Raw genomic sequence first — 14,780 nt, 5'->3', positions numbered from 1 at the left:
GACCCGGCTCGCGTCGTTGGGCGTGCTTAGGAGGCGGGGCCGACGATCGCGGCGGCGCGTCCCCAGGGGGCGTCGACCTCGACGAGGTCGCCCGCGCTCAGGTGGTGTCCGCGGCGCGTCTCCACCTCGCCGTTGACGGTCACGTCCCCGGCCTGGATGAGTTCGCGGGCCTGCGCGCCGTCTTCCGCCAGGGAGGCGAGCTTGACGAATTGCCCGAGCTTGATAGCTCCGCGCACGGGGATCGTGGGCACTGTCATGATGGGGTCCTTTCGCTGGTGGAGAGTGCATGACGCGCGAGGGCGTGTATGCACAGTATCCTTGGTGGGAGAGACAGACAATAAGGAGGAGCGGTGAGCGCTCACAACGACGATATCGATGCGGAGTTCCAGTCGCTGGTCGCATCGCTGGGGGAGACGGGGACGTCGTCCTCGTCCCAGCCGACACTCGACCCGGACGATACTCCCGTTGACGAGTCGCTGCACCTGGAGGGGGGCCGCCTGTCGGTCGCTTTGGTGCTTGCCCCGATCGCGTACCCGGAGGCTTTGCACTCGCTGTTGGTGCTGTCGGGTGTCCGAGAGTCCATCGTGCGTCTCAAGCCGTGGACGGCCGTGTGGCTGCGCGTTGAGACGACGCCGACGGACGAGGAGGAGCTCGACGCGCTCCTGACCGGTCAGCGCCCGATGCCCGACACGGTCGATCGCGTGGCGCGCGCCGTGTCGCGCCTGTCGAAGTACGGGGCGGTGGCCCTGATGAGCTGGCTGGTGGAGGGCGACGGCGTGGAGCCGGGCGTCTCGGGTCGGATTTCCGCGCAGCGTTACGTGGGTGGCGAGCCGGAGGAGACGATCCCTGCGGGCCTGCTCCTGGGTGCGATGCCGCCGGCGACGGAGGATCTGCTGCTGGGCCGCACGACTCCTTGCGACTATTCGGATTCGGTGAGCGCCGACGGCTCGCGCCAGGGTGGCGGCCCGCTCGGCTGGTTCCGCCGCAAGCAGTCATGAGCTTGCTGGAGCTTCTTCCCGCCATCGACGTGACGGACGGGCAGGCCGTGCGCCTGTCGTCGGGGTCGGTTGACGCGGGCTCGTGGGGGTCGCCGATCGATGTGGCCCGTTCCTTCGACGAGGCCGGGGCTCGCTGGGTGCACCTGGTGGACTTGGACCTGGCCTTTGGCCGGGGCGACAACTCGGCGCTGCTGGCTCGGGTGATCAGCGAGGTTCCCGTGCGCGTCGAGCTGTCGGGCGGTATCACGAGCCGCGCGGCCATCGAGGCTGGCCTGGCGATGGGACCGGAGCGCGTCAACGTGGCGACTCAGGCCCTCGAGCGTATCGACGAGGTCTGTGAGGCCATCGATGCGTTCGGCGAGCGCGTCGCCGTGTGCCTGGATGTGCGCGGGGATCGCCTGTCGGCCCGCGGGGCGGCGCGCGAGGGCGGCAACGTGTGGGAGGCTCTGCGCATCCTGAACGAGGTCGGGGTTGCGCGCGTGGTCGTCACTGACGTGGTGCGCGACGGGCAGATGACCGGATCGAACCGTGATCTGCTGGCGCGGGTTGCTGACGCGACTGATGCGCGCATTATTGCCTCGGGGGGCGTCAACTCGCTGTCGGACATTGAGGCCCTGCGCGCCCTCGGCATCGACGGTGCGATCGTCGGCAAGGCCTTGTACCAGGGCGCGTTCTCCCTGGAAGACGCGCTCGTTGTCGCCGGATACGAGGAGTGCTGATGGCTGGCGCAATGCCCAACCTGTCCGAGGAGCAGAAGAATCGCCTGGCCCAGCGCCTGTCGATGATGAGTCACGACCGCGCGGACGTGGGCCAGGGCCTGCCGCGCACAAGCGCCGCCTTAGCGATGGGGGAGGGCACCGATGCGGGAGCGGCCCGCCTGGAAGCCCTTGTTGACGCCCTCGTCTTCGAGCGCGTCATCGTCCCCATTGACGTGGAGCCGGACCCCCGCGTGACGGGTGTGCACGCCGGTGAGAACGGCCATAACCCCATCGACTTCGTGCGGGCTCAGACCCCCGCGGGGGAGGCGCTCGCGATCTATTCGTCGGCGCAGGCCCTGTCCGCCCACCGCCCGGGCGACCGTCCGATGGCTCTGGATTTCCGCACGATCGGCCTGACCGCCCTGGTCGAGACCGGCGGGCGCATCGTCGTCAACCCCGGGACCGACGCGGTGCTGCTGCCGCGTCCCGCCGTCGCTGCGCTCGCGCAAGGAGACGAGTGGCTGCCTGCCTGGCGCGATGAAGCCCTGCGCGTGCTCCTGCTGTCCGAGTCTTCCTCGGCCTGCGATGCCATCGTCGATGTTGAGATTGCCTACGCGGGCGACGGCCTCACGCGCGTTCTCGTGTCCGTGGACCGCGCGTCTTTTGCCCAGGGGGCCGATGCCTCGGCGATGAGACAGACGCTGTCGGGCGCCCTGAACGCCCTGGGAGCCAGCCCCCGCCTCATCGCGTCAGCGGACCGTGTGGAGATCGTGCCGATACTTGCCTGAGTGGGAGATAGCAGCGCCGCGCCCGACCGACTGGGCCAGCCCAGGCCTCGTCGAACCCGAGCGTGAGGCGCGCAATGCTCCCTGACCTGGCACTGACTGGGCGTCTCTGGTAGAGTAGACCCGACCGTCTGGGCGTATGCCCGGAACGCAAGCGGAGAAATCCCACCTGGATACCCGCCTCTCAACTGAGAGGATGCCGCCCACGAGGCGTTGCGCAGGGGATCGGGTTCTAGCGGTCAGCACGGTCGTGTGCTGACCCAGTGGAAGCCTCCGTGCGCGTCGCGTAACGGAGGCTTTTCGTTTCGCGCATAAGGATTCTGTGGAAGGAGCCGCTCATCAGCGAGACTCGCATCAATGAGCGTATTCGAGTCCCCGAGGTTCGCCTCGTGGGACCCGGAGGTGAACAGGTCGGCGTCGTCCGAGTCGAGAACGCGCTGCGTCTGGCCGAAGAGGCCGGGCTCGACCTGGTTGAGGTTGCGCCGAACGCCAAGCCGCCCGTCGCAAAGCTCATGGATTACGGCAAGTACAAGTACGAAGCCGCCCAGAAGGCACGCGATGCTCGCCGCAACCAGGCGAACACGCAGCTGAAGGAAATCCGCTTCCGACTCAAGATCGACGATCACGACTTCGGCGTCAAGAAGGGCCACGTGGAGCGCTTCCTGTCCGCCGGCGACAAGGTCAAGGTCATGATCATGTTCCGCGGTCGAGAGCAGTCTCGCCCCGAGGCCGGCGTTCGCCTCCTGCAGCGCCTCGCCGAGGAGATCGGTGACCTCGCCACCGTCGAGTCGATGCCCCGTCAGGACGGGCGCAACATGACGATGGTGCTGGCCCCCACCAAGCGCAAGGCCGACGCCCTGACCGAGCAGCGTAAGCGCCGCGAGGCCGAGCGCGCCGAACGCCGAGGCAAGCGCGCCGAGCGCGCCAGCAAGGACCAGGCCCGAGTGGCAGCCGATAAGGCTGACGAACAGGACTGACGGCGATACTCATCGCCTCACAACGAAGGAATAGAAATGCCGAAGAACAAGACTCATTCCGGTGCTAAGAAGCGCTTCCGCACGACCGGCTCGGGCAAGATCATGCGCGAGCAGGCCGGCGCCCGCCACCTGCTGGAGCACAAGTCCAGCCGCAAGACCCGCCGCCTGGCCACCGACCAGGTCCTGGAGACCGCCGACGTCAAGCGCGTCAAGCGTCTGCTGGGCAAGTGAGCTCGAGTTAGAGGAGAACAGTAGAAAATGGCACGTGTTAAGCGTTCTGTCAACGCCAAGAAGAAGCGTCGTACCGTACTCGAGCAGGCCTCCGGCTACCGTGGCCAGCGCTCGCGCATGTACCGTAAGGCCAAGGAGCAGGTTACTCACTCCTTCGTCTACTCCTACCGCGACCGCAAGGCCAAGAAGGGCGACTTCCGTCGTCTGTGGATCCAGCGCATCAACGCTGCGTCCCGCGCCCAGGGCCTGACCTACAACCGCCTCATCCAGGGCCTGAACCTGGCCGGCGTCGAGGTCGACCGTCGCATGCTGGCCGAGCTGGCCGTGAACGACATCAACGCGTTCAACGCCCTGGTGAAGGTTGCCAAGGACGCGCTGCCCGCCGACATCAACGCCCCCAAGGCCTGATTGGTGAGCTCCTTTTCCGAGCGCCTGCCCATTCTCGATAATCCCCGCGCTGATCGCGTGCGCAGGGTGTCGGGTCTGGTCGGGCGCTCGGCGCGTTCGCGCTCTGGCCTGATGCTCGTGGAGGGGCCTCAGGCCGTGCGCGAACTTGTGCGTTTTTGCCCCGGCGCGGTGCGCGACGTGTACGTGCGGCAGGATGCATGGGACACGCACCCGGACGTCGTGGATGCCGCGGTGCGTGCGACCCGGTGGGTCCATCCCGTGACCGACGAGGTCTCCGCCGCCCTCTCGCGCGATTCGCAGGGCATCTGCGCGGTGGCGTCGCTGGGAGCCGTGTCTCGCGAGTTGCCGCCCCCGTCGGAGGGGGAGACTCTCGTCGTTCTCGCTCAGGGGCGCGATCCGGGCAACGTTGGCACGATCATTCGGACGGCTGATGCCTTTGGAGCTTCCGGCGTTATTGCGGTCGCGGGCACCGTGGAGGTCACGAGCCCGAAGGTTGTGCGCGCGAGCGCCGGGTCTGTTTTCCACATTCCAGTGTGCGTTGCATCCTCCTTCGAGGATGCCCGCGCACTCGTTCACGGCCGCAGCGCGGCCCTGCTCGGAACCAGCGGGGGAGCGGGGTCGGTGGACATGGCCGCGATGCTCGTCCAGGGGGTGACGGGTCGTTCGCGTCTGTCTCAGTCGCACGCGTGGGTGTTTGGTAACGAGGCGAAGGGCCTGTCCGGCGCCGACATGCGTGCCTGCGACTCCCTCGTGTCGATTCCGATGACCGGCGACGCGGAATCCCTGAATGTCGCCAGTGCGGCGGCCACGTGTCTTTTCGCCTCGCAGACCGTGCGGGGAATGAATAGCTGAGCCCGTCTATCGCGGCGCATCGTGGCGCGCGCGACTAGGCTGGGGCGCATGAAGCTTTCTGACCTGTCCGAGGCCCAGTTGGTGTCTCAGTTCCGTGAGTCTTTCCCGCGCGGGGAGCGCACTATCATCGGCATCGGGGATGACTGCGCGCAGATCGGTGCCCCCGAAGGGTCTTTCATCGTGACGACGGACGTCATGGTCGAGGATCAGCACTTTCACCTGTCGTGGTCGACCGGGTACGAGGTGGGCGCGCGCGTGGCTGCACAGAACCTCGCCGATATCGATGCGATGGGTGGGCGCCCGTCGGGCCTCGTCGCCTCGGTGGTTGCCCCGCGCGACATGGACGCCGAGGTGTTCCTTGATGTCGTACGAGGCCTGGGTGAGCGCGCCCGGGAGGTCGGCGCCGGCGTCGTGGGCGGGGATCTGAGCGCGGGGGAGAAGCTGGTCATCTCGATCACTGCCTTCGGGTATTGCCCGGGTCCGATCGTGCGTCGCGACGGTGCCCAGCCCGGCGACGTCATCGCGGTGAGCGGCACACTCGGATTCTCCTACGCAGGTCTGGACTTGCTCGAGGGTGGTTACGTGGATCCCAGCGCGCGAGGCTCCGAGGAGTTGGGCGACCTCGCGCCCTTTATCGACACGTACCGTGCGCCCCACCCGCCCCTGGGGTCGGGCGTTGCAGCAGCGGCCGCCGGTGCCACGGCCATGATGGACCTGTCCGACGGACCCGCAGCTGATGCACGGCGCATGGCACAGGCCTCGGGCCTCGTCATCGAGTTCGACCGGCCCGCCCTCGAGGCGGAGGCGCGGCTGCTCCAGGCTCCCGCTCAGGTCTGCCAGGCCGACCCCGTGTGGTGGGTGCTCCAGGGCGGTGAAGAACATGGGATGCTCGCGGCGTTCCCGCCCAATGCGGTCCTGCCCGAGGGGTTCCGCGTCGTCGGGCGCACGCGCGCATGCCGGGACGGGGAGACGCCCGCAGCGATGCTCGGTGAGGAGGTTCTGCGCGGGGCGTGGGACCATTTCGATCCTGAGTCCGTACACTAGTGTGATGTAGGCCGCTGGTGCCCCGTCACAGGGGCGGTGTGCTCGCAGCGGTCGCACCATCAACGATTGGAGAACGTCAGGATGATTGCTTCGCCCGAGGGACCCCAGGCCTCGTCCCGTCCGATGTCGCGCGTGGCTCGCAAGCTCGCCGAATCCTCCGAGGAGATCCCCGCCACCGCTGGCCTGTCGCTGCCGTTCCTGCGCGGCGAGTCGCCCGTGCCCCCGACCAAGGCGCTTCCTGTCATCACCCAGGAAGAGGACGACGCGAGCTAACGCGGCACACCAAGTAGGGTCAGAAACGTCGATGAGGACGATGCGGGACACCCGTACGCGGAGTTGGTTCAGCGCACCCTCGTCATTGAATCCATCGATGACCCGCCGTCGAACGCTCGCTTGTCGTCGCGAGCATTCGTGAACGCAACGCTGGGATCACACACGGATGCGTCGTGTCCAGCTGCGCTGCGCTCCCCGAACGTGACTGCTCTGGGGGTGTCCGTGATGCCGTCCATGCTTGCCACCGACACGGATTGTGGGAGTTTCACCGGCTCCGACGCGCTCGTGACGATCAGCGAATCGGGCAGCACGTCCGGGTCCGGCGAACGCGCCGTGGCGGTCACTCCCTACGCGCAGGTTCCCCTGACCGAGGCGGGGATCCCCCAGCTGAACGAGGATGGAATTCCGAGGGTTCTCATCACGCTCGCCAGTCGCTGAGAAGTACTGAAAGGGGAGCGTGGAATCGCGATATGCGTGGTGCGGTTCGCCTGCGGTCTGGGGGGTGTAGTAGGCTACCATCACACTATAGTTAGCGAGTATGTGAGGGTGGTGTCAATGAGGACTCAGATGTCTGGCCCGCAGTATGGGGTACCGATGGCTCAATCCAAGCTGGGGTGGTGGCTCGTTTCCTTCATGCGAATGGACCCGAAACGGAGAAAGAAACTCATCGCCCTATTGTTCTTGCCCTCCCTGATACTTTTCAGCATCTTGATGACCCCAGTCGTGTGGGTTGTTGAGATGATCCAGGGGACACCCGACGGGGAGGTTCGTCAGTACCTGACCTATCTTGCCGAGGGTGACGCGGCGAGTGCCTTGGCGATGGTTGACCCGGGAATTCCCAATGATCAACGCCAGTTTTTGACCAATGAGGTACTGTCTTCAGCATCCGCTCGGCTCGAGATCGAATCGGTGGGTAAACCCAAGTACAGCAGTTCTGATATCCATAGCAAGACAGTGACGGCAGTCCTCCGGATGAACGGGCATCGTTTTACGCACATCTTTACGGTTGACCGACGGGAGAAACGTGAGGGTGATTCATCCGTGTGGAAGATTCGCGATGGACTCTTCGTCACGATTCCTGTTTCGGGTACACGTGTCAACGAATTTAGCGTTGGCGGTGTCGTTGCCCCCGTGGGGGCTGACCAGACCACACCCACAGAGTATGTGCTATTTCCGGGCGTTTATTTGTTTAAGCCCGAAGGGCTGGGCGCCTATGTCGATGCGCCTTCGGCCACCGTCGTGATCGAAAACGGGGCGCGTTCGTCGTCCTATGAAACCGCGTCGGTACATTTCGATGGGACGCTCAATGCAGAGCTGAGAGGTGAGGCGCTTCGTGCCATGCGTGGAGCCGTCCAGGAATGTGCAACGCTCGGTACAAACATGAAAGCGGGATGCCCCTCAGAGGTGCGCTCGGCAAACATCAGCGAATTGGTTGCGTCCACCCTCCCCGCAACGGTGGAAAATGGCAGCAAGGAGGGAAGCTACGTAGGATCCGACGCTGTGATTTCCGTGCGGGATACGTCAGGTGCTGCGTTGGGCGCACAGCCCCGTGATCTCATCATTAAAACTACAGCCACGGTCGAGCTCTCAGACGCAGGAGTTCCGGTTACCGATATTGACGGAAAACCCGTCATCTCCGTCATGCTCAGCATTCCATCGTCGTCAGGGGATTCGCCTTCTTCGTGAATATAACAAGTAATAGTCATTGCTGACGGGTGTTGACGGAGGTTTGGGACGGTGCTAATTCTTACCCTGTCACGGTAACCGTTTGCCGAGGAAGTGCCTGGCCGCCTTCCCGTGACGTGACGCCTGGACGTCGTAAGGAGCGCGCAATGGATGCAAGACACAATGACCTGACGGGGGCCTCGTTTCGGCCCTCCTCTGGCATGGATTTCGACCCCGTCCCCGACCCGCCGACGCTCTCAGCGGTTCCGTCCCCTCCGTCGCAGGCAGCTACACCGGTGCCCGGATATGGGCACTATCAGGTGGCCGCACCGGTTGCAATGTCAGCCCCAGGAGCCGCGGCTCCATACCCTGGTGGTGCTCCGGTCCAGTCGGCGTCGCGTCAGCGTGTCAGTCCCGTCGTGCTTGCGGTCATCGTTGCGGTGGTCTTCGTCGGTGTGGCTCTCGGTAGCTTCGTGCTCGCGAATTCCATGCGTACGCCCGAGGCGGAGGTGCAGCGCTACCTGGACTATCTCGCGCAGGGCAAGGCGAGCGCGGCAACTGAGATGGTCGATCCCGGGATCCCCAACAGTGAACGCGTCTTCCTGACGGACGAGGTCATGGCCTCGGCAAGCTCACTGATGCGAGTCGAAGAAGTGGTCGACAGGAACCCAGACTCGGACGCGCAGACGCATATCGTTGACGCCACCGTGCTGGTCGACGGCATCCGCTTCACCTTCCCTTTCGAGGTGTCGGAGGTGAAACCGACCCTGGGTGTCATCAAGAACTGGAAGATTCGGAATGCGCTCATGACCCCCGTCGCCGTCAGAATCAAGGGTGTCTCCACGTTCAGCGTCGGTGGTGTGAGCGCACCCGTCAGCGACTACGATTCGTTCCCGTTCACGTCCCCGACCTACATGTTCTATCCGGGTGTCTACACGGTCAACGCCGCCGACCTTGGGGATTACATTGAGGCCGAGCCGGCCACCCTCAGGGCGACGCGAACCGAGTACCAATACGGTGCGGATCCACTCGTGAACGTGACGGTCGAGTCGACGTACTCTGACGCATTATTGTCTGCCGCGCTCGACGCGGTCGTGGCGCAGGCTAACTCGTGCGTCACCCCGCCCGGAAACCTGGACGCCGTCTGCCCTTTCGCCCTGCAGTCGCGTACCCTCTCGCTCCTTGAGGTCAAGAAGCTGCCGACGGAACTGAAACCTGGTCAGTGGGAACCCAATCGCTTTCAGGGCGACGTGACCTTCAGAATTCAGAGGGTTGCGGATACAATGACCCAGGACATAAAGACGACGGCGATTGCGACCCCCGAGTTCGACGTAGACGGGAAGCTCTCGCTTGACGCGTCGGGTAAGCCGCATTTCTGGGTGGAGTTCGCACCGGAGTAATCGCCAGCAATATGTGCTCCCCGGTCGCTTGGTGACCGGGGAGCACAGTTGTATCCGCTCTCTCATCGTTGTGTGGCTGGGTGCGCGCGTGATGTCACACTGGGAAGGTCTTTGTGGTCGAATAAAGGGATGTGTTGATTGTGGCCTGAGACCGGCCATGGAATGCCACATCTCGGGAGGAGAACATGATGGACGTCCAGAACCACGACATGAACGCGGCTCCGATACCGGCACCGCCCGAAACCCCGGCGGTTCCGGGTCCGTCGACGGCGTCTGGGGGAGGCGTGGCGTTCACGCCGATGTCCGCTTCGGGGAAGAAGCGGGTGAAGCTGATTGGGGTCCTGGTCGGCGTCCTCGTTGTGCTGGCCATCGCTGGCGTCGTTGCGATCACGGTAGTGAATACTTCTCGTACGCCCGAGGCGCAAGTGCGCAAGTACCTGGACCTGCTGGCCGCCGGTAAAGGTACCGAAGCGACGGAGATGGTGGACCCCGGCGTGCGTAACGACCAGCGGGTGTTTCTCACCGACGAGGCCATGGCCTCGGCCACATCTCTGCTGGTCGTCGAGGACGTGGTCGCCGACACAAGCGGCGAGGACTCCAACATCGCCGAGGTCACCGCGACCATGACGGTCGACGGCCAACGCTTCACCCACACCTTCACTGTGACAGCGGATGAGGCGATGATGGGCCTCCTCAACAACTGGACAATCACAGATTCCCTCGCGGTGCCCGTGAGTGTCAACGGTGAAAGAATTGACCAGTTCTCAGTCGGATCCGTCAGCGCGTCGGTGGGGCGAAGTGGCGTCGCGTCGCGCTCGAGTTCCTTCTTCTTCTACCCCGGGGTCTACACATTTACCCCCGTCGCGCCCAATGAGTACGTCGAGGCCTATCCCGCAACCGTCTCCGTTCGGGACGCCGTTCGCAGTACGTCGATCGGCAGCGGGAACGACGACGTGACCTTTGTGGGAACCTTCACCGACAAGTTCAAGGACGAGGTGAACGAGATGATTCGCGAACGCATCAACTCCTGTGTCCCTGGTCAGTGGAGTAGCTCAAGCCGATGCCCCGACGCGATCGGTGCGTCGTCGGCGACATCTGTTGTCATCAAGCAGCTGCCTGCCGAGTTCAGCACACGCAGACTGACAGACAGAACGCTTGAAGGAGATATGGTCTTCGAGCTTACCTCCGCCACCGGAACGAGAGAAGTAGAAACAACGGTCATCGTTGAGGCAGAAATGGATGATCAGGGGATGCTGACGCTCACTGCCGACGGCAAACCGGACGTCACACTCACCTTCCGCTATTAGGTGCCTTCACAGATGGTCGGTACCTGAGTAGCTCTCCGTACGGTACCGATGGGCACCGCTTATCCGTACTGTGATCAGTCTTTGACTGGTGAGGACCGTGGTGTGATACTAGGCACGCCCAAGTGGTCGGATGGTCGGAATCACAGAGTGTGCCGCCTCTCGGCTGCTGAATGTCAAACGTTGTGAGGAGTGCATGATGGGCACTGACAAGAATGATGCGAGCGCGGCTCCGATACCGGCTCCGCCTGCGACCCCTGCGGTTACTGGGTCGCCGACGCCAGCCGGGGGAGGCGTGGCTTTTGCGCCGGTGTCCGCTGTGGGGAAGAAGCGCGTGAAGCTGATTGGGGCTCTGGTCGGCGTCCTCGTGGTGTTGGTGATTGCTGGTGTGGTGGCGATCAAGGTGATGAATAGTTCTCGCACGCCCGAGGCCGAGGTGCGCAAATACCTGGACCTGCTGGCCGCCGGTAAGGCGAGCGCGGCGACGGCGATGGTCGATCCCGGAGTGAATAATGATCAGCGCGTCTTTCTGACCGACGACGTGATGGCTTCGGCGATCTCGCTGCTGGTCGTCGAGGACGTGGTCGCCGATAAGAATGACAGTTCTGATACGCGCATGGTGACCGCCACCATGCAGGTCAACGGGGAACGCTTCACCCACGCCTTCACCGTGACGAAGGGGCCGTCGACGATGGGCGTTCTGAATAACTGGACAGTCAAGGATTCTCTGACCGGGCGGGTGAGCGTTGACGCCGAGGGATACGCCCAGTTCAGCGTCGGCGGCGTGAATGCCGATGCGTCCGCGGCGGGCCGTAACGACCAGGAGAAAGACTACCTCTTCTACCCCGGTGTCTACACGTTCACGCCAATCGCGGCGAGCGAGTATGCAGACTCCAACCCCGAGACGGTTTCTGTCCTCGATGATGGGCTGGGTGGCAGAGACAACGTCGTAACTCTCAAGGCCACCTACAACACCAAGCTGACGGCGGCCGCGATCGAGGCGGGGCAACGGGCCGTTGACACCTGCTCGACCATTCCGGACAACCAGAAGTCTTGGTGCCCATTTGCGATCCAGAGCGATGCCGTCACCGCGGTAACGGGCGGCTCAATGCCGAAGGCGCTGGCGCCGGTGTCCGAGGAGCAGCCGACGTTCTTTCGCGCGACTGTCGTCTTCACGGTGACGTCCTCCAACAAGTACTACATGGCAGGCACGCAAGACGTGGAGGCCAAGGTGGAGATTCGCGCGCAGCTCGATGACAACCAAGTGCTCAAGCTCGACAAGGATGGTAAGCCCGACTTCGAGGTGAGTTTCACCCGCTAAGGTCCCCCGGCATGTGCGACCTGTCGCGCTCCTCGATCGCTTGGCGGTCGGGGAGCGCGTCGTATCCGTAGTGTGACACAGCTTTGACTCTCGGTTGGTGGTGTGTGATCATGGGCACGTCTTTTTGACTGGTGGTTGGTATTGGTGTGTTTGTCGCCCGATGCTGGCCCCGGACCATCAACGCATCGTGAGGAGCGAGTCGTGAGTACTGACAATAGCGAAACTACCGGCAGCGAGATACCTGCACCGTCCCCGGCTGGGGTCGACCCAACTTCTGGCGCCGCCCCCATTCCCGGGCCCGGTGCCGCGCCTGTTCCGGGGCCCGGTGCCGCTCCCATTCCCGGGCCCGGTGCCGCGCCTGTTCCGGGGCCCGGTGGGGTTCCCGCCGCGGGGGTGTCCTTCACGCAGGTCTCGCCTGGCGCGCGTAAGCGCATGAAGCTGATCGGGGTTCTGGTTGGTGTTCTCGTCGTGCTGGTGATTGCGGGCGTCGTTGCTATCAAGGTGGCGAATAGTTCTCGCACGCCCGAGGCCGAGGTGCGCAAATACCTGGACCTGCTGGCCGCCGGTAAGGCGAGCGAGGCGACGGCGATGGTCGATCCTGGCGTGGATAACGATCAGCGTACCTTCCTGACCGACGACGTGATGGCTTCGGCAACCTCGCGGCTGGTCGTCGAAGACGTCGTCGCGGATACGAACGACGATTCCGACACTCGCACCGTGACCGCGACCATGCAGGTCAACGGGGAACGCTTCACCCATGCCTTCCGTGTCACTGCGGACGATGCGACGATGGGCGTTCTGGACAACTGGAAGATTCGGGACTCGCTGGCAGTGCCTGTGACCGTGGACGGTGATGGAATCGATCAGTTCTCCGTCGGTGAGACGAAGGCCTCCATTGACAAAGCAAGTCTCTACATGGAAGGGCGTTCCTTCCTCTTCTATCCGGGCACATACAATTTCACGCCTGTCGCGCCGAACGAGTATGTTGACACCACCCCCGCGTCCGTCTCCGTGCTCGATGACGTGCGCACTCAAAATGACGATGGCAAGAGCGACGTCACCTTCAAGGCGACCTATAACGACAAGCTGGAAGCTGCTGCTCTCGAAGCAGCTCAGGCGCTCGTTGAAAAGTGTGGGACCTATCCCGGCAATCAGGGGGATGACTGCTCGAACCAGATTCGGGGAAAGAGCGTCACCGCTATTTCCATCAAAGAAAAGCCGACATCTCTCGATTCGTACAGCTTTGATCCAACGTCATTTTCCGGGAGCGTGGCATACACGGTCACGACAGAGGGGACGCTGTTCGCAGGAACGCACGACATCGTCTCGACGGTGAATGTTGACGCGCGTTTCGACGACGACGGAGTGCTGAAGCTGACCGCCGATGGCAAGCCGGACTTTAAGGTGCAATTCGCCTTCTAACGTCCGCTTCCGCCGTCCCTATACACCTGGTGCCCGTCCGCGTGAAGCGGACGGGCACCAACTATCCGCACTGTGATCCTTCTTTGACTCGTTGCATGCGCGGCGTGATACTGGGCAGGCCTGAGTGGTTGGATGACGGTGCGCACAGAGTGCACTGCAATCCTGGCTGCTGAATGTCAAACGTTGTGAGGAGCAATTGATGGGTACTGAAAAGAATGACGTGAGTGCGGCTCCGATACCTGCACCGCCTGTGAGCCCTGCGATTCCGGGGCCACCGGTGCCTGCCGGGCGCAGCGTGGCGTCGACCCCCTCTTCTGGCCGGGGTAAGAAGCGGGTCATGCTCGTGGGGATTCTGGTCGGCGTCCTCGTTGTGCTGGTCATCGCCGGTGTGGTGGCTATCAAGGTGGCTAATAGTTCTCGTACGCCCGAGGCTGAGGTGCGCAAGTACCTGGACCTGCTGGCCGCCGGTAAAGCCAGCGCGGCCACGGCGATGGTCGACCCGGGCGCCCCGAACGATCAGGAGGTCTTTCTGACCGACGATGCCATGGCTTCAGCGAGTTCGCTGCTGGTCGTCGAAGAAGTGGCCGCCGACAAGAATGAGGACGCCGAAACCCGTCAGGTGTCGGCCACCCTGCAGGTCAACGGGGAGCGCTTCACCCACGCCTTCACCGTGACCAAGGACAAGCCGACGATGGGCGTTCTCAATAACTGGACGGTGAAGAACTCCCTGGCTGCGCAGGTCAGCGTCGACGCGCAGGGATACACCCAGTTCACCGTCGGAGGGGTGAGTGCCGACGCTCCGCGCAAGCTTGTCTCTGGTAAGCCGGCCACGTACTTTTTCTACCCCGGCGTCTACACGTTCACGCCCGTCGCCCCGAGCGAATACGTGGATGTCAACACCAAGACCGTTGCCGTCCTTGACGGCGTCCACGGTGGAACCGCCTCCTCTGCTGATGCCGCCGACGTGTCCCTGGAAGCAACCTACAGCGACAAACTGAAGGAAGCGGCGCTCGAGTCCGCGAAGGAATTCCTGAACTCCTGCGCCTCCATTCCGGGAAACCTGAATACTGACTGCCCGTTAGCTCTCCAAAACGACGCGGTGACCGCTATCTCCGTCAAGACGATGCCCACATCGCTGGAACCGATGCACACTGATCCGGGGGTTTTCCAAGGGCCGGTCACGTTCGAGGTTACCTACTCCGACAAGTACTCCATGTACTACATGCCGGGAACGCACGACGTTGATTCGAAGGTTGTCGTCAACGTCCAATTCAACAACGATGGGCTGCTCAAGCTCACGCCGGACGGCAAGCCTGACTTCTTCGTGAGCGCACCCCTCTAAGGTCATCATCACACTCCGACCAGTGATGTCGCCCGTCCGTGCAGCGGACGGGCGACATGC

General features: G+C 63.6%; 17 protein-coding genes. 16 read left to right on the top strand and 1 reads right to left on the bottom strand.

Features of this window, described 5'->3' with window-relative positions; translation table 11 throughout:
* Positions 1-26 precede the first annotated feature (26 nt).
* Positions 27-257: an RNA-binding S4 domain-containing protein gene (locus O3669_RS02785; RefSeq protein WP_295920191.1), complete on the bottom strand. Its 231-nt coding sequence runs from the start codon at positions 255-257 to the stop codon at positions 27-29.
* A 93-nt stretch (positions 258-350) separates the two neighbouring features.
* Here O3669_RS02785 and O3669_RS02780 point away from each other — a divergent pair, with 93 nt between their 5' ends.
* The 16 genes from O3669_RS02780 to O3669_RS02705 all read left to right on the top strand — a co-directional run bounded on the left by O3669_RS02780 (position 351) and on the right by O3669_RS02705 (position 14,720).
* A complete protein-coding gene (locus O3669_RS02780; RefSeq protein WP_295967039.1) occupies positions 351-998 on the top strand; it encodes a hypothetical protein in 648 nt (215 codons plus the stop codon).
* Positions 995-1,717 (top strand): HisA/HisF-related TIM barrel protein, encoded by a 723-nt coding sequence (locus O3669_RS02775; protein ID WP_371523555.1) that lies wholly within the window; start codon positions 995-997, stop codon positions 1,715-1,717. The genes O3669_RS02780 and O3669_RS02775 overlap by 4 nt, the downstream gene beginning before the upstream one ends.
* Entirely contained in the window at positions 1,717-2,484 is a 768-nt protein-coding gene (locus O3669_RS02770) for an SseB family protein (RefSeq protein ID WP_371523553.1), read from the top strand. Before O3669_RS02775 ends, O3669_RS02770 begins: the two co-directional genes overlap by 1 nt.
* Positions 2,485-2,792: 308 nt before the next feature.
* Positions 2,793-3,458, top strand: coding sequence for a translation initiation factor IF-3 (gene infC, locus O3669_RS02765; RefSeq protein WP_295920200.1), 666 nt, complete (start codon positions 2,793-2,795; stop codon positions 3,456-3,458).
* A 36-nt stretch (positions 3,459-3,494) separates the two neighbouring features.
* Positions 3,495-3,689: a 50S ribosomal protein L35 gene (gene rpmI / locus O3669_RS02760; protein ID WP_005871559.1), complete on the top strand. Its 195-nt coding sequence runs from the start codon at positions 3,495-3,497 to the stop codon at positions 3,687-3,689.
* A gap of 27 nt (positions 3,690-3,716) precedes the next feature.
* Positions 3,717-4,097, top strand: coding sequence for a 50S ribosomal protein L20 (gene rplT / locus O3669_RS02755; protein WP_007587751.1), 381 nt, complete (start codon positions 3,717-3,719; stop codon positions 4,095-4,097).
* A 3-nt stretch (positions 4,098-4,100) separates the two neighbouring features.
* A complete protein-coding gene (locus O3669_RS02750) occupies positions 4,101-4,949 on the top strand; it encodes a TrmH family RNA methyltransferase (protein ID WP_371523552.1) in 849 nt (282 codons plus the stop codon).
* Between the two features lie 48 nt (positions 4,950-4,997).
* Positions 4,998-5,993 carry a thiamine-phosphate kinase gene (gene thiL / locus O3669_RS02745; RefSeq protein WP_295967046.1) on the top strand — a complete coding sequence of 332 codons (996 nt, stop codon included), beginning with the start codon at positions 4,998-5,000 and terminating at the stop codon, positions 5,991-5,993.
* 81 nt (positions 5,994-6,074) lie between these two features.
* Positions 6,075-6,266 carry a hypothetical protein gene (locus O3669_RS02740; protein WP_371523551.1) on the top strand — a complete coding sequence of 64 codons (192 nt, stop codon included), beginning with the start codon at positions 6,075-6,077 and terminating at the stop codon, positions 6,264-6,266.
* Between the two features lie 225 nt (positions 6,267-6,491).
* Complete coding sequence (locus O3669_RS02735; RefSeq protein WP_371523550.1) at positions 6,492-6,704, top strand: hypothetical protein; 213 nt, start codon at positions 6,492-6,494, stop codon at positions 6,702-6,704.
* Between the two features lie 156 nt (positions 6,705-6,860).
* Positions 6,861-7,952: a hypothetical protein gene (locus O3669_RS02730; RefSeq protein ID WP_295967052.1), complete on the top strand. Its 1,092-nt coding sequence runs from the start codon at positions 6,861-6,863 to the stop codon at positions 7,950-7,952.
* 146 nt (positions 7,953-8,098) lie between these two features.
* Entirely contained in the window at positions 8,099-9,331 is a 1,233-nt protein-coding gene (locus O3669_RS02725) for a hypothetical protein (protein WP_371523549.1), read from the top strand.
* Positions 9,332-9,516: 185 nt separating this feature from the next.
* On the top strand, positions 9,517-10,638 hold the full coding sequence (locus O3669_RS02720) for a hypothetical protein (RefSeq protein WP_371523548.1): 1,122 nt from the start codon (positions 9,517-9,519) through the stop codon (positions 10,636-10,638).
* A 196-nt stretch (positions 10,639-10,834) separates the two neighbouring features.
* Positions 10,835-11,956, top strand: a complete 1,122-nt coding sequence (locus O3669_RS02715; RefSeq protein WP_371523599.1) for a hypothetical protein — start codon at positions 10,835-10,837, stop codon at positions 11,954-11,956.
* Between the two features lie 393 nt (positions 11,957-12,349).
* Positions 12,350-13,378, top strand: a complete 1,029-nt coding sequence (locus O3669_RS02710) for a hypothetical protein (RefSeq protein ID WP_371523598.1) — start codon at positions 12,350-12,352, stop codon at positions 13,376-13,378.
* Positions 13,379-13,577: 199 nt separating this feature from the next.
* On the top strand, positions 13,578-14,720 hold the full coding sequence (locus O3669_RS02705; RefSeq protein ID WP_371523547.1) for a hypothetical protein: 1,143 nt from the start codon (positions 13,578-13,580) through the stop codon (positions 14,718-14,720).
* The last annotated feature ends 60 nt before the right edge of the window (positions 14,721-14,780 follow it).

This window comes from Pauljensenia sp. 20925_1_34, from assembly GCF_041432775.1.
Lineage (GTDB): Bacteria > Actinomycetota > Actinomycetes > Actinomycetales > Actinomycetaceae > Pauljensenia.
The sequence above is the reverse complement of the archived record's forward strand: the minus strand, read 5'-3'. Positions and strand labels throughout refer to the sequence as shown.